Annotated in this window: 19 protein-coding genes and 1 other RNA gene; 12 read left to right on the top strand and 8 right to left on the bottom strand. The window is 70.1% G+C overall.

What is annotated here, in order from left to right:
- Positions 1 to 63 precede the first annotated feature (63 nt).
- From FBY22_RS36915 to FBY22_RS36900, 4 genes are all read left to right on the top strand, one after another.
- Positions 64 to 1,716 (top strand): serine/threonine-protein kinase, encoded by a 1,653-nt coding sequence (locus tag FBY22_RS36915; RefSeq protein ID WP_142152301.1) that lies wholly within the window; start codon positions 64 to 66, stop codon positions 1,714 to 1,716.
- A gap of 120 nt (positions 1,717 to 1,836) precedes the next feature.
- On the top strand, positions 1,837 to 3,075 hold the full coding sequence (locus FBY22_RS36910) for a serine/threonine-protein kinase (RefSeq protein WP_142152300.1): 1,239 nt from the start codon (positions 1,837 to 1,839) through the stop codon (positions 3,073 to 3,075).
- A gap of 348 nt (positions 3,076 to 3,423) precedes the next feature.
- Complete coding sequence (gene prfB / locus FBY22_RS36905) at positions 3,424 to 4,530, top strand: peptide chain release factor 2 (protein WP_142152299.1); 1,107 nt, start codon at positions 3,424 to 3,426, stop codon at positions 4,528 to 4,530.
- Positions 4,531 to 4,817: 287 nt separating this feature from the next.
- Positions 4,818 to 5,675, top strand: coding sequence for a hypothetical protein (locus FBY22_RS36900; RefSeq protein WP_142152298.1), 858 nt, complete (start codon positions 4,818 to 4,820; stop codon positions 5,673 to 5,675).
- A 104-nt stretch (positions 5,676 to 5,779) separates the two neighbouring features.
- Here the strand turns inward: FBY22_RS36900 and FBY22_RS36895 are convergent, their stop codons facing one another.
- On the bottom strand, positions 5,780 to 5,971 hold the full coding sequence (locus FBY22_RS36895) for a hypothetical protein (RefSeq protein WP_058928376.1): 192 nt from the start codon (positions 5,969 to 5,971) through the stop codon (positions 5,780 to 5,782).
- 251 nt (positions 5,972 to 6,222) lie between these two features.
- On the opposite strand from FBY22_RS36895, the gene ftsE reads away from it, so the two are divergent.
- The 6 genes from ftsE to FBY22_RS36865 all read left to right on the top strand — a co-directional run bounded on the left by ftsE (position 6,223) and on the right by FBY22_RS36865 (position 11,304).
- Positions 6,223 to 6,912, top strand: a complete 690-nt coding sequence (ftsE, locus tag FBY22_RS36890; protein WP_030943440.1) for a cell division ATP-binding protein FtsE — start codon at positions 6,223 to 6,225, stop codon at positions 6,910 to 6,912.
- Between the two features lie 42 nt (positions 6,913 to 6,954).
- Positions 6,955 to 7,872, top strand: a complete 918-nt coding sequence (gene ftsX, locus FBY22_RS36885) for a permease-like cell division protein FtsX (protein ID WP_142152297.1) — start codon at positions 6,955 to 6,957, stop codon at positions 7,870 to 7,872.
- 67 nt (positions 7,873 to 7,939) lie between these two features.
- Positions 7,940 to 9,121: a S41 family peptidase gene (locus FBY22_RS36880; RefSeq protein WP_174267350.1), complete on the top strand. Its 1,182-nt coding sequence runs from the start codon at positions 7,940 to 7,942 to the stop codon at positions 9,119 to 9,121.
- 45 nt (positions 9,122 to 9,166) lie between these two features.
- Positions 9,167 to 9,721: an SsrA-binding protein SmpB gene (gene smpB, locus FBY22_RS36875; protein WP_142152296.1), complete on the top strand. Its 555-nt coding sequence runs from the start codon at positions 9,167 to 9,169 to the stop codon at positions 9,719 to 9,721.
- 93 nt (positions 9,722 to 9,814) lie between these two features.
- Positions 9,815 to 10,209, top strand: a transfer-messenger RNA (tmRNA) gene (gene ssrA / locus FBY22_RS36870).
- Between the two features lie 102 nt (positions 10,210 to 10,311).
- A complete protein-coding gene (locus FBY22_RS36865) occupies positions 10,312 to 11,304 on the top strand; it encodes a PHB depolymerase family esterase (RefSeq protein WP_142152295.1) in 993 nt (330 codons plus the stop codon).
- On the opposite strand, the gene FBY22_RS36860 is transcribed toward FBY22_RS36865, so the two are convergent.
- The 7 genes from FBY22_RS36860 to FBY22_RS36830 form a co-directional block, all read right to left on the bottom strand.
- Positions 11,291 to 14,200 (bottom strand): glycoside hydrolase family 3 protein, encoded by a 2,910-nt coding sequence (locus FBY22_RS36860; protein WP_142152294.1) that lies wholly within the window; start codon positions 14,198 to 14,200, stop codon positions 11,291 to 11,293. The genes FBY22_RS36865 and FBY22_RS36860 overlap by 14 nt on opposite strands.
- Positions 14,201 to 14,258: 58 nt before the next feature.
- On the bottom strand, positions 14,259 to 15,266 hold the full coding sequence (locus FBY22_RS36855; RefSeq protein WP_142152293.1) for a LacI family DNA-binding transcriptional regulator: 1,008 nt from the start codon (positions 15,264 to 15,266) through the stop codon (positions 14,259 to 14,261).
- On the bottom strand, positions 15,266 to 17,518 hold the full coding sequence (gene yicI, locus FBY22_RS36850; protein WP_142152292.1) for an alpha-xylosidase: 2,253 nt from the start codon (positions 17,516 to 17,518) through the stop codon (positions 15,266 to 15,268). The genes FBY22_RS36855 and yicI overlap by 1 nt, the downstream gene beginning before the upstream one ends.
- A 12-nt stretch (positions 17,519 to 17,530) precedes the next feature.
- The gene (locus tag FBY22_RS36845) at positions 17,531 to 18,355 is read right to left on the bottom strand and encodes a carbohydrate ABC transporter permease (protein WP_142152291.1); all 825 of its coding nucleotides are present in this window, start codon (positions 18,353 to 18,355) and stop codon (positions 17,531 to 17,533) included.
- Positions 18,352 to 19,311 carry a carbohydrate ABC transporter permease gene (locus FBY22_RS36840; protein WP_142152290.1) on the bottom strand — a complete coding sequence of 320 codons (960 nt, stop codon included), beginning with the start codon at positions 19,309 to 19,311 and terminating at the stop codon, positions 18,352 to 18,354. Before FBY22_RS36840 ends, FBY22_RS36845 begins: the two co-directional genes overlap by 4 nt.
- Positions 19,308 to 20,606 (bottom strand): ABC transporter substrate-binding protein, encoded by a 1,299-nt coding sequence (locus tag FBY22_RS36835; RefSeq protein ID WP_142152289.1) that lies wholly within the window; start codon positions 20,604 to 20,606, stop codon positions 19,308 to 19,310. The genes FBY22_RS36840 and FBY22_RS36835 overlap by 4 nt, the downstream gene beginning before the upstream one ends.
- Before the next feature lie 128 nt (positions 20,607 to 20,734).
- Positions 20,735 to 22,030 carry an MFS transporter gene (locus FBY22_RS36830; RefSeq protein ID WP_142152288.1) on the bottom strand — a complete coding sequence of 432 codons (1,296 nt, stop codon included), beginning with the start codon at positions 22,028 to 22,030 and terminating at the stop codon, positions 20,735 to 20,737.
- Positions 22,031 to 22,127: 97 nt separating this feature from the next.
- Between FBY22_RS36830 and FBY22_RS36825 the strand changes: the two genes are divergently transcribed.
- Together FBY22_RS36825 and FBY22_RS36820 are read left to right on the top strand one after the other, a co-directional pair.
- Positions 22,128 to 23,078 (top strand): LysR family transcriptional regulator, encoded by a 951-nt coding sequence (locus FBY22_RS36825; protein WP_142152287.1) that lies wholly within the window; start codon positions 22,128 to 22,130, stop codon positions 23,076 to 23,078.
- 409 nt (positions 23,079 to 23,487) lie between these two features.
- Positions 23,488 to 24,867, top strand: coding sequence for a NarK/NasA family nitrate transporter (locus FBY22_RS36820; protein ID WP_142152286.1), 1,380 nt, complete (start codon positions 23,488 to 23,490; stop codon positions 24,865 to 24,867).
- Positions 24,868 to 24,976: the final 109 nt, after the last annotated feature.

The raw sequence follows: 24,976 nt of genomic DNA, 5'->3' as shown, positions 1-24,976 counted from the left end.
CCGCCGGGCGCGGCGGCACTAGAGTGGACCGGAACACAGGCAAGCAAGCAGGGAGCGCATGACGTGCGGCCGGTAGGCAGCAAGTACCTGCTCGAGGAGCCGCTCGGACGCGGCGCCACGGGCACCGTCTGGCGAGCCCGCCAGCGAGAGACCGCGGGGGCCGAGGCGGCCGTGCCCGGTCAGCCCGGCGAGACGGTCGCGATCAAGGTCCTCAAGGAGGAGCTCGCGAACGACGCCGACATCGTCATGCGGTTCCTCAGAGAGCGTTCCGTCCTGCTGCGCCTGACCCACCCGAACATCGTCCGGGTCCGCGACCTGGTCGTGGAGGGTGATCTGCTGGCGCTCGTCATGGACCTCGTAGAGGGCCCCGACCTGCACCGCTACCTGCGGGAGAACGGCCCCTTCAGCCCCGTGGGCGCCGCCCTGCTCACCGCCCAGATCGCCGACGCGCTCGCCGTCAGCCACGCCGACGGCGTCGTCCACCGCGACCTGAAGCCGGCCAACGTCCTGCTCGCCCAGTACGGCGACCGGATGCACCCGATGCTCACGGACTTCGGCATCGCCCGTCTGGCGGACTCCCCGGGGCTGACCCGAACCCACGAGTTCGTCGGCACGCCCGCTTACGTGGCGCCGGAATCCGCCGAGGGCCGCCCGCAGACCTCCGCGGTCGACATCTACGGCGCCGGAATCCTGCTGTACGAGCTGGTCACCGGGCGTCCGCCGTTCAACGGCGGCTCCGCCCTCGAGGTCCTCCACCAGCACCTCAGCGCCGAGCCGCGCCGCCCCTCCACGGTTCCCGACCCCCTGTGGACGGTCATAGAGCGCTGCCTGCGCAAGAACCCGGACGAACGGCCCAGCGCCGAGAACCTCGCCCGCGCCCTGCGTGTGGTCGCCGAGGGCATCGGCGTGCACGCCAACTCCGCGCAGATCGCCGCCGCCGACAACGTCGCCGTCCTCCTGGCCCCCGACCCGGCCCCGGCCGCGGTCCCCGGCTCCGCCGACCCCACGCAGGTCCTCCCGCACACCGGGGGCGGATTCGACCCGAACGCCGCGACGAACGTCCTGCCGACGACCGGACGCCCGGGTCCCGTCGGCGCCGCCGACCCCACCGCCGTACTCCCGAACACGGGGGCCGCCGACCCGACCGCGGTCATGCCGCCGGTGGGCCAGGGGCAGCCGGGGCAGCAGCAGCCCGAGCAGCCGCACCCCTGGCAGAGTCAGCTGCGCGCGGCCCGCGACCGCAACGAACAGACGCAGGTGCAGTACCTCGACCCGAACGAGGACCCGCTGCGCCGGCGCCCGCAACGCCAGGTGGCCCGGCCGCAGCAGCAGCCACGCCCCCAGCAGCAGCGGCCGCCGCAGCGCGGGCAGCAGGGCTACGGCTATCCGCAGCAGCAGCCCCAGCAGTACGCCCCGCAGCACCAGCAGCCCCAGCGGTACGCGCCCGCGCCGGAGCCGCAGCGGCTCGTCCGTGAGCCCCGGCAGCCCCGCCAGCCCAGCCCCAACCGGATGAAGATCCCCGGGCTCGGCTGCCTCAAGGGCTGTCTGTTCATGATCGTCATCCTGTTCGTCGCCGGCTGGCTGGTCTGGGAGCTCACCCCGCTGCAGCACTGGATCGGTACGGGCCGGGGCTACTTCTCCGAGCTCAAGCACTGGTACGACAACGTCAGCGGCTGGATCGGCGACCTGAGCAGCAAGTCGGGCGGCAGCAACTGATCCGCCGCCCGCGAGTTTGGTGCTTTGTCGACAACAGGCGGGTGATTTCCGTCTCCGCGGTGAAGGTTGGCTCCTCGGACGCGTAGTTTTAGCGACTAACACGCGTCGGTAGGAGCAGTCTTGGGACGGAAGATCGGCAGCCGGTACACCGCGAACCAGATCCTGGGGCGGGGCAGCGCCGGCACGGTGTGGCTGGGCGAGGGACCGGAAGGGCCCGTCGCCATCAAGTTGCTGCGCGAGGATCTCGCCTCCGACCAGGAGCTCGTCGGACGCTTCGTGCAGGAGCGCACGGCACTGCTCGGACTGGAGCACCCGAACATCGTCTCCGTCCGCGACCTCGTGGTGGACGGCAACGACCTCGCGCTGGTCATGGACCTGGTGCGCGGCACCGATCTGCGCACCCGCCTGGACCGCGAGCGGCGCCTCGCCCCCGAGGCGGCGGTCGCCATGGTCGCCGACGTCGCGGACGGGCTCGCGGCCGCCCACGCCGCCGGCGTCGTGCACCGCGACGTCAAGCCGGAGAACGTCCTCCTCGACATGCAGGGCCCGCTGGGCCCGGGCGGCGCGCACCCGGCCCTCCTGACCGACTTCGGCGTCGCCAAGCTGATCGACACCCCCCGCCGGACCCGCGCCACGAAGATCATCGGCACGCCGGACTACCTGGCCCCGGAGATCGTGGAGGGCCTGCCGCCACGGGCCGCGGTCGACATCTACGCCCTCGCGACCGTCCTCTACGAGCTGCTCGCGGGCTTCACCCCGTTCGGCGGCGGACACCCCGGCGCGGTGCTGCGCCGCCATGTCACGGAGACGGTGGCCCCGCTGCCGGGCATCCCCGACGAGCTGTGGCAGCTGATCGTCCAGTGCCTGGCCAAGGCACCGGCCTCCCGGCTGCGGGCCTCCGAGCTGGGGGCGCGGCTGCGGGAGCTGCTGCCGCTGATCGCCGGGATGCCGCCGCTGGACGTCGACGAGCCGGACGTGGAGCCCGCGGAGGAGGCCGAGGAGGCGCCGGCGGCGGTGCGGGCCGGGGAGCCGGCGCGGCGGCGTGGGGCGGTGCCCCTGGTGCCGGGCGCGAAGCCGGCCGACTCCAACCGGGACACCCACACGTCGATGCGGGTGCCGGGGCCGGACGAGCTGGCGGGCGGGGCCCGGGGTACGGCCCGGGTGCCGCGGGCGGCCGGGGCGCCGAGGCCGGGATCGGCACGGCACCGCGCGGTGACGCGACGCCGGCGGATCGCGCTGGGGGCCGGTGCGGTGGCGCTGGTCGCTGCGGTCGGTGTCGGGACGTGGTGGGCCACCTCGGGGGACGGGGCGGGGGCGACACCGCAGGACACGAAGCACTCGGCACCGGAGTCTCCCTGAGGGCGCTCCTGGCTCCGGCCGGCATGACCAGCCCGTCCGGCGTTTGAGGACGAGGCCCGTTCAGGGCCGAAGCGGAGGTCCGGGGCAGCCGCCCCAGCGAGGCCGGCACCGATGCGGGGTGCCCGGTGCGGGGGCAGGCCGGGGGTGGGTTCGCTCACCCGCGCGGGCGGGGTGCCGCCGCGCCCACCCGTGCCGCCCCAGCGGCACGACTGCCCGCGGCTGGGGCGTGCGACCGGACGCTGGGGCGTGTGTGAACGTCGGCTGGGGTGTGCAGCTGGGTGCTGGTCGCCGGGCGGGCGGGTCGTACTCGGACACTGGTCGCTTGGCGGAGCCGTTAGGCTGGAGGGCGTGGCAGTCGTCGATGTATCCGAAGAGCTCAAGTCCCTCTCCTCGACCATGGAGTCGATCGAGGCCGTTCTGGACCTCGACAAGCTGAGGGCAGACATCGCCGTGCTCGAGGAGCAGGCGGCCGCGCCGTCCCTGTGGGACAACCCGGACGAGGCGCAGAAGATCACCAGCAAGCTGAGCCACCTCCAGGCCGAGGTCAGGAAGGCCGAGGCGCTGCGCGGCCGGATCGACGACCTCGCCGTTCTCTTCGAGATGGCCGAGGAGGAGGACGACCCGGACACCCGCACCGAGGCCGAGGCGGAGCTCGCGTCCGTCAAGAAGGCGCTCGACGAGATGGAGGTCCGGACGCTGCTCAGCGGGGAGTACGACTCCCGGGAGGCCCTGGTCAACATCCGCGCCGAGGCCGGTGGCGTCGACGCCGCCGACTTCGCCGAGAAGCTCCAGCGGATGTACCTGCGGTGGGCGGAGCAGAAGGGCTACAAGACCGAGCTCATCGAGACGTCGTACGCCGAAGAGGCCGGCATCAAGTCGACCACCTTCGCCGTGCACGTGCCGTACGCCTACGGCACGCTCTCCGTCGAGCAGGGCACCCACCGGCTCGTCCGCATCTCCCCCTTCGACAACCAGGGCCGCCGCCAGACCTCCTTCGCGGGCGTCGAGGTCCTCCCGGTGGTCGAGCAGACCGATCACATCGAGATCGACGAGTCCGAGCTGCGCGTGGACGTCTACCGCTCCTCCGGTCCCGGCGGCCAGGGCGTGAACACCACCGACTCCGCGGTGCGCCTCACCCACCTCCCCACCGGCATCGTGGTCTCCTGCCAGAACGAGCGGTCGCAGATCCAGAACAAGGCCACCGCGATGAACGTCCTCCAGGCCAAGCTGCTCGAGCGGCGCCGGCAGGAGGAGCAGGCCAAGATGGACGCCCTCAAGGGCGACGGCGGCAACTCCTGGGGCAACCAGATGCGTTCGTACGTCCTGCACCCCTACCAGATGGTCAAGGACCTGCGCACCGAGTTCGAAGTCGGCAACCCGGAGGCCGTGTTCAACGGCGAGATCGACGGGTTCCTGGAGGCCGGAATTCGCTGGCGCAAGCAGCAGGAGAAGTAGCCTGCCCGAGTGCATTTGTCGACTTGGTAACTGCCGCCCCTGGGGCGGCAGTTGGTCGTTTGTCTGGGTTTTACATCACACTCACAGGTTCCAACTCCCTGTAAACGAGACGCAAGTGGACATTGCGCACGCAATGGCCTTGACGTTGCTTTGAAAAATCGGAAGGGTAAAGCGTGGCATGCGTATCTCTGGGGCGCATGTGAACCGGGGGGCTTCGTAGCTGTCTCCGTCGATCACGGCCCCGAGCGCCGCCCTACTGACGATCAGCTACTGGGGGTAGCACACATATGACGAAGAAGACGCGGATCCGCGTCGCGCGGATAGCCGCGGGCGCCGTGATCGCCGCGGGTGCATCGCTGACCGCCGCAGGCGCCGCTTCGGCCCTGGACATCGGTGTCGGCGTGAACGTCGGCACCGACGGCGGCTCCACCGACGGTGGTACCAGCGACGGCGGTGCCACCGTCGGCGTGATCGGTGGCTCCACCGATGGTGGTTCCACCGACGGCGGCTCCAGCGACGGTGGTACCACCACCGACGGCGGCACCACCGATGGTGGCTCCACCACCGACGGCGGTTCCACCACTGACGGGGGTTCCACCACCGACGGCGGCTCCACCACCGACGGCGGCGCCACGGTCGGCGGCGATGTCTCCATCGGCGGTGTCATCGGCGGCGGCGACTCGACCGGCGGCGACAGCTCCGGCGGCGGCGACAACGGCGGCAGCGGTGACAACGGCGGCTCCGGCGACAACGGCGGCAGCGGCAACTCCGGCGGCTCCGGCGACAACGGCGGCTCGGGCAACTCGGGCGGCTCGGGCAACTCCGGCGGCAGCGGCAACTCGGGTGGCTCCGGCGACTCGGGCGGCTCCGGCTCCACCGGTGGCGGCAGCAGCTCCACGGGCGGCAACGACACCGACCCCAACGGCGGCTCCAACGACTCCACCCAGGAGGAGGGCTCCTCGGCCCTCACCGACACCGGCAGCTCGACCAACGCCTCGGCCCAGGGCAGCGGTGGTCAGCTCGCCGAGACCGGTGCCGGCCAGACCGCGTTCCTGCTGGTCGGCGCGGCCACGATGATCGCCGGTGGCATCGGCTTCCGCCTGCTGCCGCGTCTCGTGGGCGGCCGTGGCGGTGCGGCTGCCTGACGGTAGCCGTCCGCACGCACACCGTGTGCGACGACGTACGACGAAGGGCCCGGAGCGTGCCTCGCTCCGGGCCCTTCGGGCGTCCTGGCGCCCCTGTACGGCCGTTACGCGGTCTGGTGGGCCAGCAGCGCGACGGTGGCGATGAGCACCGCCAGCAGCGCGATCAGCGCCATGGGGTTCAGACCCGCGAAGAAGTTCTCCTGCTGCAGCCGCTCGCGGTTCGCGCGGCACACGGGGCACCGGCCCTCGCTCACGGGCGCCGCGCAGTTAGCGCACACCAGTCGGTCGTACGTCATGCGCTCGCCCTCCTAGACCAACGGTTTCACTGGGAGAACGCTCGGAGGTCGACGAACGTTCCCTTCTCTACTGTGCCAGGTTCCTCGGGAGGGTGCGCGGGGGTCGCTCTCATAGGGTGCGTGCTGTTCGTCTCGTCGCCTTCGAGGCACAAAAGACGCATCCGGTACCCAACCCACGTCTGGGCCTGCGGTCGCACACCGGACTCGCGTATGGTCACGCTCATCTACCCCCGGCTACCCGTGGTGCATCCGTGATCCGATTCGACAACGTCTCCAAGGTCTACCCCAAGCAGACCCGCCCCGCACTCAGGGATGTGTCCCTGGAAGTGGAGAAGGGCGAGTTCGTGTTCCTCGTGGGGTCCTCGGGCTCCGGTAAGTCCACCTTCCTGCGACTGATCCTCCGCGAGGAGCGGTGCAGCCACGGTCAGGTGCACGTCCTGGGCAAGGACCTCGCGCGCCTCTCCAACTGGAAGGTGCCGCAGATGCGGCGCCAGTTGGGGACGGTGTTCCAGGACTTCCGGCTCCTGCCGAACAAGACGGTGGCGGAGAACGTCGCCTTCGCGCAGGAGGTCATCGGCAAGTCGAAGGGCGAGATCCGCAAGTCCGTGCCGCAGGTGCTCGACCTCGTCGGGCTGGGCGGCAAGGAGGACCGGATGCCCGGCGAGCTGTCCGGTGGTGAGCAGCAGCGTGTGGCCATCGCGCGCGCCTTCGTCAACCGGCCCAAGCTGCTCATCGCCGACGAGCCCACCGGCAACCTCGACCCGCAGACCTCCGTCGGCATCATGAAGCTGCTCGACCGGATCAACCGCACCGGTACGACGGTGGTCATGGCCACGCACGACCAGAACATCGTGGACCAGATGCGCAAGCGCGTCATCGAGCTGGAGAAGGGCCGCCTCGTCCGCGACCAGGCCCGCGGCGTCTACGGCTACCAGCACTGACGCATCTGACGACTGTCCACGGAAAGGCCTGAACAACACGCCATGCGCGCCCAGTTCGTACTGTCCGAGATCGGTGTCGGTCTCCGCCGCAACCTGACGATGACGTTCGCCGTCGTCGTCTCCGTCGCCCTGTCCCTGGCGCTCTTCGGTGGGTCGCTCCTGATGAGTGACCAGGTCAACACCATGAAGGGCTACTGGTACGACAAGGTCAACGTCTCGATCTTCCTCTGCAACAAGAGCGACGCGGAGTCGGACCCCAACTGCGCCAAGGGCGCGGTCACCGAGGACCAGAAGAAGTCGATCCTCGCCGACCTGGACAAGATGGGCGTCGTCCAGAAGGTGACCTACGAGTCGCAGGACGACGCCTACAAGCACTACAAGCAGCAGTTCGGCGACTCCCCGCTGGCCAGCTCCCTCACGCCGGACCAGATGCAGGAGTCGTACCGGATCAAGCTGAAGGACCCGCAGAAGTACCAGGTCATCGCCACCGCCTTCGACGGGCGGGACGGCGTGCAGTCCGTGCAGGACCAGAAGGGCATCCTCGACAACCTCTTCGGGCTGCTCAACGGCATGAACTGGGCCGCGCGCGCGATCATGGCGCTCATGCTCGTCGTGGCGCTGATGCTGATCGTCAACACCGTGCGGGTGTCCGCGTTCAGCCGGCGGCGCGAGACCGGGATCATGCGCCTGGTCGGTGCCTCGGGCTTCTACATCCAGGCGCCGTTCATCATGGAGGCCGCGGTCGCCGGGCTCATCGGCGGGACGGTCGCGTGCGGCTTCCTGGTGATCGCCCGGTACTTCATCATCGACCACGGCCTCGACCTGTCCCACAAGCTGAACCTGATCAACTTCATCGGCTGGGACGCCGTGCTGACCAAGCTGCCGCTCATCCTCGCCACGAGTCTGCTGATGCCCGCGATGGCGGCGTTCTTCGCGCTGCGCAAGTACCTGAAGGTGTGACGCATGCCAAGAGGGCCGTACGGGCAAGACGCCGTACGGCCCTTCTCGTTGTCCTAGACTCACCGGCATGTCAGGTCGTGACCTGTTCTGCCAGCCCCGCCGCGGCCGCCGCGGGGCCGCCCTGACATTGCTGTTCACCGGTGTCCTCGTCGCCGGCGCGGCGACCGGCTCCTTCCCGGACCTCGACCCGAAAGCCGCTGCGGGACAGGCCCGTTCGGCCGTTCCGGCCGGGCACCACGAGGACGTCACCAGGGCGGCCGAGGAGGCCCTGGCCGACGGCAAGTCCCCCATGGAGGCCGCCGAGCGCGCCGTCAGCCGCAGCGGGGACCGCTGGGGCGCCGTCTACTCCCAGGGCGAGTACGAGGAGTTCCAGGAGGCGCTCGACGGCCAGTACACCGGCGTCGGCCTGTGGGCGCGGCGCGAGCGCGACGGCCGGATCGCGGTCACCAAGGTCGCCTCCGGATCCCCCGCGGCCGACGCCGGGATCCACAAGGGCGACCGGCTGCGCAGCATCGACGGCCGGGACGTCGACGGGCAGCCCGTCACCGAGGTCGTCTCCTTACTGCGCGGCGACCCCACCGACGCCCCCGCCGGCACGGCGGTCCGGCTCGGCCTGGAGCGGGGCACGCGCGCGTGGACGCAGACGCTGCGGCGGGCCCGCCTGTCCACCGACTCGGTCACCGTCCAAAAGCTCCCCGGCGGCGTCACCGTCATCAAGATCGCCGCGTTCACCAAGGGCTCCGGCGACCTCGTGCGCACCGCCGTGCGCCGGGCCGCCGCCGACACCGGCGTCATCCTCGACCTGCGCGGCAACTCCGGGGGCCTGGTCACCGAGGCCGTCACCACCGCCTCCGCCTTCCTCGACGGCGGCCTCGTCGCCACGTACGACGTCGACGGCGAGCAGCGCGTCCTGCACGCCGAGGCCGGCGGGGACACCGCCAGACCGCTGGTCGCGCTCGTCGACGGCGGCACGATGAGCGCGGCCGAGATGCTCACCGGGGCCCTGCAGGACCGCGGCCGCGCGGTCGTCGTGGGCTCCCGCACCTTCGGCAAGGGCTCGGTCCAGATGCCGAGCAAGCTCCCCGGCGGTTCCGTCGCCGAACTGACCGTGGGCCACTACCGCACCCCCTCCGGGCGCAGCGTCGACGGCCACGGCATCACCCCCGACCTGGAAGTGGACCGGGCGGATGGGCCGCTCGCCGTCGAGCGGGCGCAGACCGTGCTCAGCGGCCTCGGCGACGCCGATTAAGGACTGGCCCCGGCCCCCCTGCGTAGTGCGAAAATGGACGGCACTATGAGCAAGGGAATGTACGTACCCAAGGAGGCCCAGCCCAAGCAGGGCGGGGGCGCCGGCAAGGCCAAGGACGGCGAGAAGGGCGGCAAGCGCAAGCTGGTCGCGCAGAACAAGAAGGCCCGGCACGACTACGCGATCATCGACGTCTACGAGGCCGGGCTCGTCCTGACCGGCACCGAGGTCAAGTCGCTGCGCCAGGGCCGCGCCTCGCTGGTCGACGGCTTCGTCCAGATCGACGGGGGTGAGGCGTGGCTGCACAACGCCCACATCCCCGAGTACGCCCAGGGCACCTGGACCAACCACTCCGCGCGCCGCAAGCGCAAGCTGCTGCTGCACCGCGAGGAGATCGACAAGCTGGCCGTCAAGGCGGAGGAGACCGGTCACACCGTCGTGCCGCTGGCCCTGTACTTCAAGGACGGCCGGGCGAAGGCCGAGATCGCGCTGGCGCGAGGCAAGAAGGAGTACGACAAGCGCCAGACGCTGAGGGAGAAGCAGGACCGGCGGGAGTCGGACCGCGCCATCGCGGCGGCGAAGCGCAAGCAGCGGGGCGCCTGACCTCGCGGGAATACGGTGGCATCGTGCCGCGTTGGTTCTGTAGGATGGCACCAACACCGGCTGAACCCGGTGTGAGCATTGAAAACACAACATGGGGATGATCGGTTTCGACAGCGGCTGTCGAAGCAGGGGAAGCGTGTCGAGGAAGCGGCCATGATCTCGTAAACCACAGGCCGAAACAAATAATCGCCAATTCCAAGAGCGATTCTCCCGAGCTTTTCGCTCTCGCTGCCTGATCAGGTAGTGATCGAATAGCTCCTTGATGGGAGTGTCAGCCCGGGGGTGTTCCCGACCCGGATCCTGGCATCAGCTAGGGGACTAAACCTTGATCCCGGTCACGGGGTGAAGAGGGAAATCAAACAGTGACTGGGCCCGTCGGCGACTTGTTCGCGTGATCGCCGGGGCCGAGAAAATCGCAGCGAACTGCACACGGAGAAGCCCTGGTTCCGCACCGTTGGACGCGGGTTCGATTCCCGCCATCTCCACTCCTCATGTGAGGGCCCGGTGGTCTCAGACCACCGGGCCCTCGGTGTGTTTATGGGGTCCGGCTCCATATCGGCGTCTGGTTCACGCTTCTACGGTCCCTCCCCATGACACACACCAGAGCCGCAAGCCGCCTCGCCCGCCTGGCGACCCTGCTGATCGCCCTGACCGCTCTGTTCGCCCTGGTCCCGTCGGGTCAGGCTCGCGCCGCTTCCCTTCAGGAGGTCACCGGTTTCGGGTCGAACCCCGGGGCCCTGCGCATGTTCCGGTACGTTCCCGCGGGTCTGCCCGCCGGCCGCCCGGTGGTCGTCGCCCTGCACGGCTGCACCCAGGACGCCGCCGGGTACGGCACCGGCAGCGGCTGGATCCAGCTGGCCGACCGGTGGGGCTTCTCCGTGGTGCTGCCGCAGCAGACATCCGCCAACAACGCCTCCTCCTGCTTCGACTGGTTCCAGACCGGTGACATCCAGCGCGGGCAGGGCGAGGCCGCGAGCGTCGCGCAGATGGTGGACCGGCAACTCGCCGATGCCGACGGCGACGCCTCGCGCGTGTACGTCACCGGGCTGTCCGCCGGCGGCGCCATGACCGCCGTGATGATGGCGGCCTACCCGGAGAAGTTCGCCGCCGGCGGGGTCGTCGCCGGGCTGCCCTACGGGTGCGCGCAGGCGGCCGGATCGCCGTACGTGTGCATGTACGTCGGCGCCACGCAGACCCCGGCGCAGTGGGGCGACCGGGTGCGCGCCGCCCGGCCCGGGTACGCCGGACCCTGGCCGACGCTGACCGTTTTCCAGGGCACCGCCGACTACACCGTCAAGCCGGTCAACATGACCGACCTGATGAAGCAGTGGACGAACGTGCACGGCGCCGACCAGAGCGCCGACGTCAGCGACACCGTCGCCGGCTACCCCCATCAGGTCTTCAGGGACCCGGCGGGGAACACGGCCGTCGAGACGTACAGCATCACGGGCATGGGACACGGCCAGCCGGTGGACCCCGGCAGCGGCACCGAACAGTGCGGGGCCGCCGGGGCCTACCTCCTCGACGTGAACCTGTGCGCCGCCTACCGGCTCGGGCAGGCCTGGGGTCTCAGCGCAGGCTGAACGTCGACAGGCGTACGTCCTTGCCGAGGACCAGGTAGACGTCCTCATGGCTCTTCGCCGCCGCCGACAGCCTCGCGGTCACCGTCGTGTACGTGTACGGCGACGAGGTGCCCGCGAAGTGCGCGGTCGCGGCGAGGGGCCCGGTGGGCGAGCCCAGCCGTACCTCGACCGACCCGGCGGAGCCGGCGACGCGTGCGCTGAACAGGCCCGCGCCCTTGCCCGGTCGGGGGGCGGCGAACTTCAGCCACGCCCCGTCGGAGGCCGCCGACACCGCCGTACCGCCGGCCTTGGACTCGTCGACGAGGTGGATGGCCGGGGAGTAGTCGTCGAAGTTCTCCGCGCGCGTGACCTTCGACAGGTCGCGGGGCGGGATCGTCTCGCCGGCGACCGGCCAGGCCGAACGGGCGGGCAGGTCTGCGGACGAGGAGCCCACCAGGACGTCGTAAGTGCCCTTCTCCACTACCCACTTGGAGCGGGTGACGTCCCAGTGCGCCAGGTCCGGCCGCCGCACCTTCAGCCGTACCGTCCGGGTCTCGCCCGGCTTCAGCGATACCCGTTGGAAGGCTTTCAGCTGCTTCAGCGGCTGCTCGTCGCGGGAGGCGCGCTGGTGGACGTAGAGCTGGACGACCTCGTCACCGGCCCGGCTGCCCGTGTTGGTGACCGAGACCTCCCAGCCGCCCTTCACCTGCCTCAACCCGCCGTAGCGGAAAGAGGTGTACGACAGCCCGTAGCCGAAGGGGTAGAGCGGCCGGCCCGTGAAGTACTGGTAGGTGCGGCCGGACTTGATGATGTCGTAGTCCAGGATCGAGGGCAGGTCGGACTCGGACCGGTACCAGGTCTGGGTGAGCCGGCCCGAGGGGTTCGCGTCGCCGTACAGGAGGTCGGCCAGGGCGTTGCCGGTCTCCTGGCCCGCGTGGGTGGTCCACAGCAGGGCGGGCACCTGCTTCTGCAGGGAGCCGAGCGTCGTCGGGTAGCTGTTCTCGACGATCACCACCGTGCGGGGATTGGCCGCGCGGACTGCCTCGACCAGGGACTCCTGCGCGGGCGCCAGGCCCATGTCGGTGCGGTCGTGGGCCTCGCGGCCGTTGATCGACGGGTCGGAGCCGACCACGACCACCGCCGCGTCCCGGCCCTTCACGGCGGCCACCGCTTCGGCGACCCCGCTGCGGACGACGTCCTTGGCGTAGTGCGCGGCCTGGTCCTTCGCCACCAGCCCCAGCGTGCCGTCCGTGCCCGTCGGGCCGAGGTAGACCGGGTTGGACCACCAGGACTCCTGGGTCTCGTAGCCGGCGTAGCGCAGCAGGTATGTGCCGTCGTCCTGGGCCTCCAGCCTGAACTGCTGCTGGACATACCAGCCGTTCGGCTGCTTCTGGTCGTTGACGAATCCGGACCAGTTGTAGCCGACGTACCTGCCGTTGGCGGTCGAGCGCAGGGTGACGATGCCCGAGCCCCAGTCGAACACGTCGAACTGGGCGTCCTGGCCCGCGGTCGTGGCGCTCTCCTTCAGCGCCGCACCCGCCTCGCCGGCCCCGGCCGTCACGTACTTCCCGGTCGCCGTGTCCTTCAGCGCGATCCGGTCGACGCCCTCGCTGTCGGCGACGGAGGTGCCGAGCTTCGCCTCGATGCCGTCCTTGGGCGTGACGGCGTAGGGCAGGGTGCCCGAGTACCAGTCGGTGTGGAGGGTGTCGGCGAGCGGCCCGACCACGGCCACGTCCTTCGCGGACTTCTTCAGCGGCAGGGCACCGCCCTGGTTCTTCAGCAGCACCGCGGCCTCGGTCGCCGCCTTCCTCGCCAGCTTCCGGTGCGCCGGGCTGTCGATGACCGACGCGTCGATGGAGCCGTACTTTCCGCCGCCCGGGTCGAACTCGCCGAGCCGGACGCGCACGCTCAGCACGTCCGCGGCGGCCCTGTCGACGTCCGACTCCTTCAACAGGCCTGAGGACAGCGCCGACTTGATCGCCGCGGTGGTCGGCCCGGAGTCCCTGTCGTTGTCCGTGAAGCTGTCGATGCCCGCCTTCAGGGCCGCCGCGTCCGCCTCCGCCTGGGTGCCGTAGTACTTCTGGCTGCCGACCAGGTTGCCGGGCGCGTAGGCGTCCGTGACGTTGAGCAGCCGCTGGGAGGTCCAGGTGCGGACGGTGTCGTCCAGGGCCGGGTTCACCGTGTTCGGGCGGCCGTTGACGAGGTTGTACGAGGACATCACACCGGTCGCCGCGTCCGCCTCGATCGCCGGCTTGAAGGCCTGCTCGTCGTACTCCTTCGCCACGCGCGGCCGCAGTTCGGAGGTGGTCGTGTCGCGGTGGACCTCGTTGTTGTTGGCGAGGAAGTGCTTGAGCGTGGGGGCGGTCTTGAGGTGGTCGGGGTCGCCGCCCGTCAGGCCCGTGCCGTAGGCCGTCGAGATCGCGCCCGTGAGGTACGGGTCCTCGGAGTAGCCCTCCTCGTTGCGGCCCCAGCGGGGGTCGCGCAGCGGGTTGACCACCGGCGCCCACAGGTTCAGGCCCCACCCGTCCGGGCGGGTCTGCTGGAAGCCGCGGGCCTCGTCACCGACCGCCGAGCCGACGTCCCGCATCAGCGCCGGGTCCCAGGTGGAGGCCAGCCCGACGGCCTGCGGGAAGACGGTGGCCTTGCCCAGCCAGGCCACGCCGTGCAGGGCCTCGGTGCCGGTGCGGAACGACTGGATGCCGAGGCGGGGGATCGCCGGCTCGTACTGGTGGAGCAGGGAGATCTTCTCGTCCAGGGTGAGGCGGCCGAGGAGGTCGGAGACCCGGGCGTCCACGGACAGACTCGGATCGCGGAAGGGATAGGGGCTGTCGGCGTGCGCGGGCACGGTGGCGCCGAGCGCGGCGACGAGGGTGAGGGCCAGGGCGTACGCGAATCTGTGTCTTCTCTTGCCTGTCATGACGCGGCTCCCTCAGGTAGGGCCTTGCAGACGGGTGTTGAGGTACGTCAGGTGTGTTTCAGGTGTTCCTCGGTGCGGTGCTCGCCCGCTCCGTGATCCGCGGCGCGAGCAGCGTCGCGTCCGGTACGGCACTGCCGTCCAGCTTCTTCATCAGCAGTTGCACCGCCCGCTCGCCCAACTCGGCGGAGGGCAGGGCGACGGAGGTGACGGGCACGCGGACGGACTCGGCGATCTCGTCGGGGCAGATGGCGGTGACGGACAGGTCGCCGGGGACGCGCAGGCCGAGCTGTTCGAAGGCTTCCGTCAGCGGTTCGAGGATCGCCTCGTTGTGGACGACGATCCCGGTCAACGCGGTCTGCTCGCGCAGGAGTTGCTCGGCGACCAGCCGGGCGGCCGCCGGTGTGGCCTCGCAGGGGTGCACGGAGGACGACAGTCCGCCGCGGTCGGCGGCGGCCGTGAACCCCTGGACGACCCGTTGTGCGAACGCGGTCCCGCGCACGTACACCTCCGGCGGCGACCCGACGAGCGCCACCACCCGGTGGCCCAGGCGAGCCAGATGTTCCACGCACGCCTCACCGGCCGCCTTGAAGTCGAGGTCGACGCAGGTCAGCCCGTCCGGCTCGGCGGGGAAGCCGATCAGCACGGAGGGCCGGTCCAGTGAGCGCAGCAGCCCCAGCCGGGGGTCGTGGAGCTGGACGTCCATCACGATCAGCGCGTCCACCAGCGCCGTGTCGGCGACCCGGCGCAGACCGTCCTCGCCCTCCTCCTGGGTCAGCAGCAGCACGTCGTGGTCGTGGCGCCGTGCGGTCGTCACCACCGACACCGCGAACTGCATCACCACCGGCACATGGATGCCGGCCCGTAAGGGCACGACGAGCGCCAGGACGTTGGACCGGCTGCTGGCCAGGGCGCGGGCACCGGCGTGCGGGCGGTAGCCCAGCTCGCGGATGGCCTCCTCGACCCGCTGCCGGGTCTCCTCCGAGATGGGCCGCTTGCCGCTGAGCGCGTAGGAGACGGTGCTGGGGGAGACCCCGGCGTGCCGCGCCACATCGGTGATCTTCACCATCAGTCCAGCTCCAGGGAGAGAAAGCCGGTGCCCGCCTGCGCCCGCGCCGTGCGCTCCCCGGCCGTCAGCACCCACGGTGCCGCCGGATCACTGCACGAGGCCCGCAGCGTGTCCCCCTCGCGTACGACGGTGAAGACGACCTCCCCGACCGGCACCGTCACCCGTGCGCCCCGGCGCAGCCCGAACGCCCGCAGGGTGACTCCGTCGGCGAAGTCGTAGTCGGGCCGGTCGTCGACCGCGCCGACCGGGATGACCGCACCGGGCCTGACCAGCAGCGGCACACTGGAGAAGCCGTGCCGCTCGCGTACCCAGCGCGGGCCGGTCACCGTCCGCCCGCTCAGGAAGTGGGTCCAGGTCCCCTCGGGGACGTAGTACGAGACGTCGCCGTCGTCGCTGAACACCGGCGCCACCAGCAGGTCCGGCCCCAGCATGTACTGCCGCTCCAGGTGCGCGCACCCGGGGTCGTCCGGGAACTCCAGCACCATCGCCCGCATCATCGGCACGCCCTCGGCCTGGGCGGTGCGCGCCGCCTCGTACAGGTACGGCATCAGGCTCAGCTTCAGCCGGGTGAACAGCCGGAGCACGTCCACGGACTCCTCGTCGAAGAGCCACGGGACGCGGTAGGAGGAGCTGCCGTGCAGCCGGCTGTGGGAGGACAGCAGGCCGAAGGCCAGCCAGCGCTTGAACAGGGCGGGTGTGGGGGTGCCCTCGAAGCCGCCGATGTCGTGGCTCCAGTAGCCGAAGCCGGACAGGCCGAGCGACAGCCCGCCGCGCAGCGACTCCGCCATCGACTCGTAGGTCGCCTCGCAGTCGCCGCCCCAGTGCACCGGGAACTTCTGGCTGCCGGCCGTCGCCGACCGGGCGAACACGACGGCCTCGCCCTGGCCGCGGTGCTTGCGCAGCACGTCGAAGACCGTGCGGTTGTACAGGTAGGCGTAGTAGTTGTGCATCCGCTCGGGGTCCGAGCCGTCGGCGTAGGCGACGTCGACCGGGACCCGCTCGCCGAAGTCGGTCTTGAAGCAGTCGACGCCCTGCGCGAGCAGCGCCTCCAGCTTCGAGGCGTACCAGTCGCGGGCCGCCGGGCTGGTGAAGTCGACCAGCGCCATGCCGGGCTGCCACAGGTCCCACTGCCAGACACTGCCGTCCGGCCGCTTCAGCAGATGGCCGAGCGCCTTGCCCTCCGCGAACAGCGGCGAGCGCTGCGCGATGTAGGGGTTGATCCAGACGCAGATGTGCAGGCCCTTGGCCTTGAGCCGGGCGAGCATGCCCTCGGGGTCGGGGAAGACCCGCGGGTCCCACTGGAAGTCGCACCAGTTGAACTCGCGCATCCAGAAGCAGTCGAAGTGGAAGACGGACAACGGCAGTTCGCGCTCCCGCATGCCCTCGATGAACGAGGTCACCGTCTGCTCGTCGTACGACGTCGTGAAGGACGTCGACAGCCACAGGCCGAACGACCAGGCGGGCGGCAGGGCGGGGCGGCCGGTGAGGGCGGTGTACTTGCGCAGCACGTCCTTGGGGGTGGGGCCGTAGATGACGTAGTACGTCAGCTGCTGGGTCTCCGCGCTGAACTGCACCCGGGACACCGCCTCCGAGCCCACCTCGAAGGACACCCTGCCCGGGTGGTCGACGAAGACGCCGTAGCCCGCGTCGGTGAGGTAGAACGGCACGTTCTTGTAGGCCTGTTCGGTGGCCGTGCCGCCGTCGGCGTTCCAGATGTCGACGACCTGGCCGTTCTTGACCAGCGGTCCGAAGCGCTCGCCGAGGCCGTAGACGGACGTGCCGACGGTCAGGTTGAGCTGTTCGCGCAGGTAGTGGGCGCCGGTGGCGGTGTCCCGCATGATGCCCATGTTCTTGGGGCCGCTGGTGGTGAGCGTCCGGCCGTCGGCGAGGAAGTCCACGTGCCAGGGGCCGGTGCGGGCCACCCGGACCGAGAGCGCGCCGGAGGTCAGCGTGGCGTGCTCCTCGTCGTACTCCGTGTGGACCGCGAAGTCCTGCCTGCCCAGCTCGAACTGCGGGCCGCGGGGCTGCTCGCCCTCGAAGTGCGTGAAGGTGACGCCGATGACGTCGGGCATCGGGGCGTGCGCGCTGATCGTCACGACCGGTCCCTTCAGCAGGTCGCCGCGGTGGCGGATGGGCTGGGTCGGCGCGTGGATGTCCAGCGCGCCCTCGGCGGCGGTGACGTCGAGGACCTCGACCGGGTGGGCCGCGGTGACGCCCTCGCGCAGCAGCCAGTAGCCGTCGGTGAACTTCATGTGGGGGGGTCCTTACTTCACGGCTCCCACGGCGATGCCGCGGGTGAGCGTCCGCTGGAAGACGAGGAAGAAGACGATGGCGGGCAGCACGCCGAGCAGGGCCGCCGCGTTGGTCATGGTGGCGTCCATCAGGCGCTGGCCCTGCAGCACGCCGAGGGCCACCGACACCGTCTGGTTGTCGTTGGAGATCAGCATGACCAGGGGGAGCAGGAACTCGTTCCAGGTCCAGATGAAGAAGAAGACCAGGAGCACGCCGATGGTGGGCCGGCTGACCGGGACGACGATCCGCCACAGCACCTGCCACTTGTTCGCGCCGTCGATCCGGGCCGCCTCGATGATCTCGCGCGGGAACTGGCCGAGGACGGAGGAGAGCAGATACGTGCCGAAGGCCGCCTGGATCACCGTGAACACGATGATCACGCTCAGCCTGGTGTCGTACAGCCCGACCTGCTTGCTCAGGTAGTAGACGGGGTAGACCAGCGCTTCCTGCGGGAGCATGTTGGCGAGCACGAAGAACGCCAGCACCCAGGTGCGGCCCTTGATCCGGCCGATGCCGATCGCGTACGCGTTGAGCACCGACAGGGCCGCCGCCAGCACCGCCACCGAGCCGCTGATCAGCACGGAGTTGAACAGTTTCTGGCCGTAGTCGACCCGCTCCCAGAAGTCCTTCAGGCCGGTGGTGTACAGGCCCTTCGGCAGGCTGAGCGGACCGTTCTGCGAGTACTCGGTCGGTGACTTGACCGCGTTGACCGCGACGATCAGGAACGGCACGACCATGAAGAGGGCGGCGATGCACAGGGCGATCAGCACCGGGTAGCGGCGCAGGGCGGTCGTCATGCGCGGTCCCCTTCCTCGCTGCGGGTCTGGAGCTTCAGCAGGATCAGGGAGAGCGCCAGGATGATCACCGTGAGGATCGTGGAGATCGCGGCGCCGTAGCCGACCTGCGTCTTCTCGAAGAAGGTGGTGAAGGAGAAGTACGACGGCACGTCGGTCGCGCCGCCCGGGCCGCCCTTGGTCAGCACGTACACCGCGCCGAACACCTTCAGCGCGGCGATCGTGCACCAGGTCAGCACGACGTAGATCTCCGGCCGGATCTGCGGCAGCGTGATGTGCCAGAAGCGCCGCCACCAGCCGGCCCCGTCCAGTTCGGCGGCCTCGTGCAACTGAGGGTCCACGCGCTGGAGTCCGGCCATGAAGACGACCAGCGGGAAGCCGATCTGGACCCAGACCATGACCCCCATGACGCTGTAGAGCGCGATGTCGGGGTCGCCGAGCCAGTCCTGTTGCCAGCTGCCGAGCCCGACCGCCTTCAGCAGCTCGTTGAGGGAGCCGTTGTCGGGCGCGAGGATCCAGCTCCACACGATGCCGGCGACCGCGATCGGCAGCACCTGCGGAAGGTAGAAGCAGGCGCGCAGCACGGCGGCGACCTTGCTGCCGAAGTGCTTGCCGATGTAGTCGAACAGGGCGGCGGCCAGGACGAGTCCGACCACCGTCGGCACGGCGGCCATGGCGACGACCATGAACAGGCTGTGCCGGAAGGACGCCCAGAACTCCGAGTCGTCCAGCAGATCACGGTAGTTGGCGAGGCCGGTCCACTTCGGGGTGCCGATGCCCTGCCACTCGGTGAAGCTCACGCCCGTGTTCATCAGGAACGGGACGATGATGATCGCCGTGAAGGCGAGGAAGCCGGGCAGCAGGAACAGGGCGTAGGAGTCGCGGGTACGGGGGCGGCGCGGGCCGGCGTGCGGCTGCCCGCCGCCGGTCCGCGCACCCCGTTCGACGGTGACCGTCATTGCTGCGGCACGCCCTTGTCGTAGGCCTGCTGGAGATTCGACAGATAGGCGTCCGGCTTCTCGCTGCCCGTGATCAGCTTCTGCGTCTCGGAGACGAGGACGTCGTAGAAGCCGTTGACCGGCCAGTCCGGGTAGAAGGCGAGGCCGTCCCGCTTGCCGACGGTGTTGAAGTCGGAGATCAGTTCCTTGGACTTGGGGTCGGTGATGGCCGAGGTGTCGGCCGCGACCGGGACGCCGCCCTTGTTGCCGAGGATGTTCTGGATCTTCTTCGACATGGTGATGTCGATGAAGTCGTAGGCCAGCTCCTTGTTCTTGGCGTTCTTGGGGACCACCCAGAGGTTGCCGCCCGAGCCCAGGGTCAGGTCCGACCCCGGCCACAGCCCGCTGTCCCAGTCGAACTTGGCCTCCGACTGGAAGCGGCCGTACCACCAGCTGCCGGAGAACAGGATCGGCGTCTTGCCCTGGATCCAGGACACGCCCGCGTCCTCGGCCTTGGTGCTGGTCGACTTCTTGCTGATGTAGCCCTTCTTCACCCAGTCGGCGAAGGTGGTGGCCGCGTACGTCCACGCCGGGTCGTGGAAGTCGTTCTTGCCCTTGTACAGCTCGTACTTGTCGACCCAGGAGCGGTCGGCCTTGGACAGGGCGAGCTGGTACAGGTACTGCTGGGCCATGTACTCGGCGCCGGCGTTGGCGAGCGGGGTGACGCCCTTGGCGACGAACTTGTCCATGGCGGCCGTGAGCTCGTCGAACGTCTTCGGCTCGGCGACCCCGTACTTCTTGAAGAGGTCCTTGTTGTAGTAGACCATCGTGTACTCGGCGTAGTTGGGCACGCCGTACCACTTGCCGGAGCCCATGACGCCGTTGGTGTCGTACTTGCTGGTCGTGGCCACGCCCGCGCTGAGCGTCTTGTCCCAGCCGCGCTTGGTGACCTCCGCCGACAGATCGGTCAGCAGGCCCTGTTTCGACAGCTGGCCCGCGGTCGCGTTGCCCTTGTTGTACTCCATGAGGTCGGGCGCGTCCGAGGAGTTGAGGATCATGGGCGCCGTCTTCTGGATCTGTTCGAAGCCCTTCTCCTCGAACTTCACCTTCACGCCCGGGTGCTTGGCCTCGAACTCCTTGATCGCCTCGTTCCAGGCGGCGCCCATCGCGCTGTCGGCACCCTCGTAGTGCCAGAGCTTGAGCGTCTTGCCGTCCGCGGACCCGCCGCCGTCCGAGCCGCCGCAGGCGGTCACGAGCAGCGACCCTCCCAGGACCGCCGCCGCGACCGTCATCACACGCCTTCGTGTCGTCAACATCCCGTGCCTCCGCAGGAGAGTCGGATGGGTATCGGGACGTCACGCGCGAACGGGCCATCGTCGAATCGATTCGATGCGTGACGTCGAAGCGCTTCGACGGGGGACCGTATGTGGGCGCTGTGGGCGCGTCAATGCCTTTGACGGGAATCGCTGTCCGCAGATGGTGCCGACTGCGCGACGAGGGAGATCATCAGCGCCACGGCCGCGGCGGTCACCGGCACCCCGAACCCGGCCGTGGGCGACATGTGGTCCACCGTCCAGCCGCCGGTCGCCGAGCCGCAGGCGATGCCGCCGAGCAGGCCGGTGACGGCGAGGGTCATGCCCTCGTTGAGGCGGCCCTCGGGGGTGAGCCGCTGGACCAGCGTCATCGTCGTGACCATCGTCGGGGCGGTCGCCATGCCGGCGACGAGGAGGGCGAGCGCGAGGAGAGGCAGTGAACCGGCGAGGGTCGCGGTGAGCAGGGGCAGGGTGAGCAAACCCGTCATCGCGGCGATGCACCGGGGAAGCCGCTCGGAGGCCGGCCCCCTGGTCCTGAGCGTCCCGAACAGCAGACCCGCCGCGCACGAGCCGGCCGCCTGCAGCGCCAGTACGGCCCCCGCCGCCGAGCGGTGCCCCCGCGCGTCCGCGAACGCGATGGTGACGACCTCCATGGAACCGAACACCGCGCCCATGGCGAGGCAGACGGTGAGCAGCGCGGGCATGCCCGGAGCCCGGAACGGGGGCCCGTTGTGCGGGAGCCGGCGCGCGGGCGGCTCGGTCGAACGCTGCGCGGCGAACAACAGCACACCGGTGAGCAGCAGCACGGCCCCCACCAGCGTGCCCGCCTCCGGGAAGAACGTTCCGCACAGGAAGGCCGCGAGTACCGGGCCCAGCATGAAACACGCCTCGTCGGCGGACTGCTCGAAGGAGTTCGCCGTGTGCAGCGCCCGCTCGTCGCCCTTGAGGAGATGGGCCCAGCGGGCGCGGGACATGCCGCCGGTGTTGGGGGTGGTGGCGGTGGCCGCGTAGGAGGCGAACAGGGTCCAGGCGGGGGCGTCGAAGCGGACGCACAACAGCAGCGCGAGGGAGCCGAGGACGGCGATGGCGGTCGCCGGTACGGCGACCCGTGCCTGCCCGTGCCGGTCGACGAGCCGCGCGATCCACGGGGCGACCAGGGCGGTCGCCGCGAGGCCGGTCGCGGTGACGGCGCCGGCGAGGGCATACGAGCCGCGCGAGCCGGCGATCATCACCACCGCGCTCACGCTGAACATGCCCATCGGCAGGCGGGCGAGGAGGTTGGGGAGGGTGAAGGCGCGGGCGCCGGGGGTGGACAGCAGCCGGCGGTAGGGGCCGGGCGTTGTCGTACGGGAGCTGAAGTCGACGGCGACGAGGGTGTCGGCGGTGACGGTGAACATCGGTGGCCTGCGGGGCTCGGACTGCGGCATGGACACTACGGTCGCCCGCGGACGATCAAGGGGTCCAACACCTGCTTCGCACCGATTCACGCACCTGTGTTGTGAGTGGGTGCTGTAGGTTCACCGCGTGTCCGCCCCCCGCCACCTCGACCCCCGACTCCTCCGCGCGTTCGTCACGGTCGCCGACGAACTGCACTTCACCCGGGCCGCCGCCCGGCTCTACGTCGCCCAGCAGGCGCTCAGCCGGGATGTACGGAGACTGGAGCGGGAGTTGGGGGCGGACCTGTTCGTGCGCTCCACCCGGCAGGTGACGCTCACATCCGACGGCGAGCGACTGCTGCCGTACGCCCGCCGCGTGCTGGCGGCGCAGGACGAGTTGCTGGGCGCCTTCGGACAGGCCCGCCCCCTGCTGGTCGACCTCAACTACCGGGAAGCGATCACCGCACGCCGCGTCCTGCACCGGGCCCGCGAACTCGCCCCCGAGCACGAGCTGATGGCACGGTACGAGAGCGGGCTGACCGGCGCGGCGACGGAACTGCTGGCCGGACGGCTGGACGCCTCGTTCGGACGGTACGGGGGGCTGGACCCGGCACTGCGCGGCCGACTGGACCACCTCCTCGTCCGCCACGAGCCGATGGCGGTCGTCCTGCCCGACGACCACCGCCTGGCCTCCCTGGACGCGGTGCCGCTGGCCGCGCTGGCGGGCGAGACGGTGTACGCGGGCGCCGGAAACCCCCGCACCCCCGAGTGGACGGACCTCGCGCGCCGCCTGTTCGACGGCCGCGACATCGAGATCGCGCCACCCGCACCGCTGGCCGTCGGCGACGAGGAGTTCGAACGGATCATGGCCAAGATGCGGCACCCGATCCTCGCGGTGACCGACTTCCCGGCCCTGCCGCGCACGGTTCTGCGCCCCCTGACCGACCCGGTCCCACTGTCCCCCGTGTCCCTGGTCTGGCGAAGGGGCCTGACCCACCCGGCCCTCGACGCGCTCCGCCACGCGGCGGCGGAACTGTCGGCGGGGGAGGGGTGGCTGAGGGTGCCGGAGGGGGGCTGGGTTCCGGACGTGTGCGCCTGAGGGCCTCGGGCCCTGACGTTCCGATCACTGCTTCGGCCGAGTCCGCCGCCGTTCCCCCTGGGTACGCTGAAGCGACTGCACGTCTACGAGCTCGATCCGGCCACCACGGCCTACGGCCTCACCGGCATCTTCCACGAACGGCTCAAGGTCTCCGTCCCCTTCGACATCGAGATCGACCTCACGGCCGTCGACCGCCGAGGACGTTGACTCACGGTGCGTCGGTCGGCTCGGTGGAGCACTTCGTAACGTAGCGACGCAGTACCTCTCATCCCGCCCCCGTCCGGGGTGAGAGCAACGTTCCCTTCCGGTCACCCAGTGCCACAGCAAGGAAACGCGCCCTCCCTACCTTCGGGACTCATACCGCTCAGCACCCCGAGCACCACCGAGTCCGGAGCACCGTGGAGGCGTCATGACAGCCCCGAGCACAGCCCCCGCATCCAGTAGGGGAGGCCGCTGGATCCAGCAGTGGGACCCCGAGGACGAGACCTTCTGGAAGCAGACCGGAGAGAAGATCGCGCGCCGCAATCTCGCCTTCTCCGTCCTCTCCGAGCACATCGGATTCTCGATCTGGACCCTGTGGTCGGTGCTGGTGCTCTTCATGGGCCCGGAGTACGGGCTCACCCCGGCCGACAAGTTCCTGCTGACGTCCATGGTGACGCTGGTCGGCGCCGTCGTCCGCGTGCCGTACACCTTCGCCGTCGCCGTCTTCGGTGGCCGGAACTGGACGATCATCTCGGCCGGTCTGCTGCTCGTACCGAGCATCGCCGCGTTCTCCGTGATGAAGCCGGGCACCTCGTTCGACACGTTCCTGTTGATCGGGCTCCTCGCCGGCATCGGCGGCGGCAACTTCGCGTCCTCCATGACCAACATCAACGCCTTCTTCCCGCTGCGGAAGAAGGGCTGGGCGCTCGGACTCAACGCCGGCGGCGGCAACATCGGCGTCGCGGCCATCCAGCTCGTCGCCCTCGCCGTGATCGGCGCCGGCGGCGGCCCGCGGGTGCTGCTCGGCATCTACATTCCGCTGATCGTCGTCGCCGCCGTCCTCGCCGCGCTGTTCATGGACAACATCGAGAACGTCAGGAACGACACCGGCGCCGCCAAGGACGCCGCCCGCGACGGCCACACCTGGATCATGTCCGTCCTCTACATCGGGACGTTCGGCTCGTTCATCGGCTACAGCTTCGCCTTCGGCCAGGTGCTCACCAACCAGTTCGGCCGTACGCCGCTGCAGGCCACGTACCTCACCTTCATCGGCCCCCTGCTCGGCTCCCTGATCCGGCCCGTCGGCGGCTGGCTCGCCGACAAGTACGGCGGCGCGAAGATCACCCTCTACAACTACGTCGCCATGGCCGCCGCCACCGCCGTCCTGGTCGCCGCCAGCATGCAGAAGTCACTGCCCCTGTTCGTGACCGCCTTCGTGGTGCTCTTCTCGCTGACCGGCATCGGCAACGGCTCCACCTTCAAGATGATCCCCGGCATCTTCCAGGCCAAGGCCCTCGCCAAGGGACTGGAAGGCGAGGAGGCCGTCAAGTACGGGCGCCGCCTCTCCGGAGCCTCCATGGGCCTCATCGGCGCGGTCGGCGCGCTCGGCGGCGTCGGCATCAACATGGCCTTCCGCCAGTCCTTCCTCTCCTACGGCTCCGGCACCGGCGCCTTCGTCGCCTTCCTCGCCTACTACGCCGTCTGCTTCGCCATCACCTGGGCCGTATACCTTCGCCGTACGGCCCCCGCCACCCCCACCACGGCTTCCGCAGAGGCGAAGCCGCAGCTCAGCTACGCCGAGGTGTGACGTAACACCGGCGACACGAAGCCGAACCGAGCCTGTCACGCACCGTTGACAGGCTCGATCGGCATGTGGGTACCGCCGTACCTCATGTACGACGACTCGAGTTCGGGAC

Origin of the sequence: Streptomyces sp. SLBN-31 (assembly GCF_006715395.1) — a bacterium.
Lineage (GTDB): Bacteria > Actinomycetota > Actinomycetes > Streptomycetales > Streptomycetaceae > Streptomyces.
The sequence above is the reverse complement of the archived record's forward strand: the minus strand, read 5'-3'. Positions and strand labels throughout refer to the sequence as shown.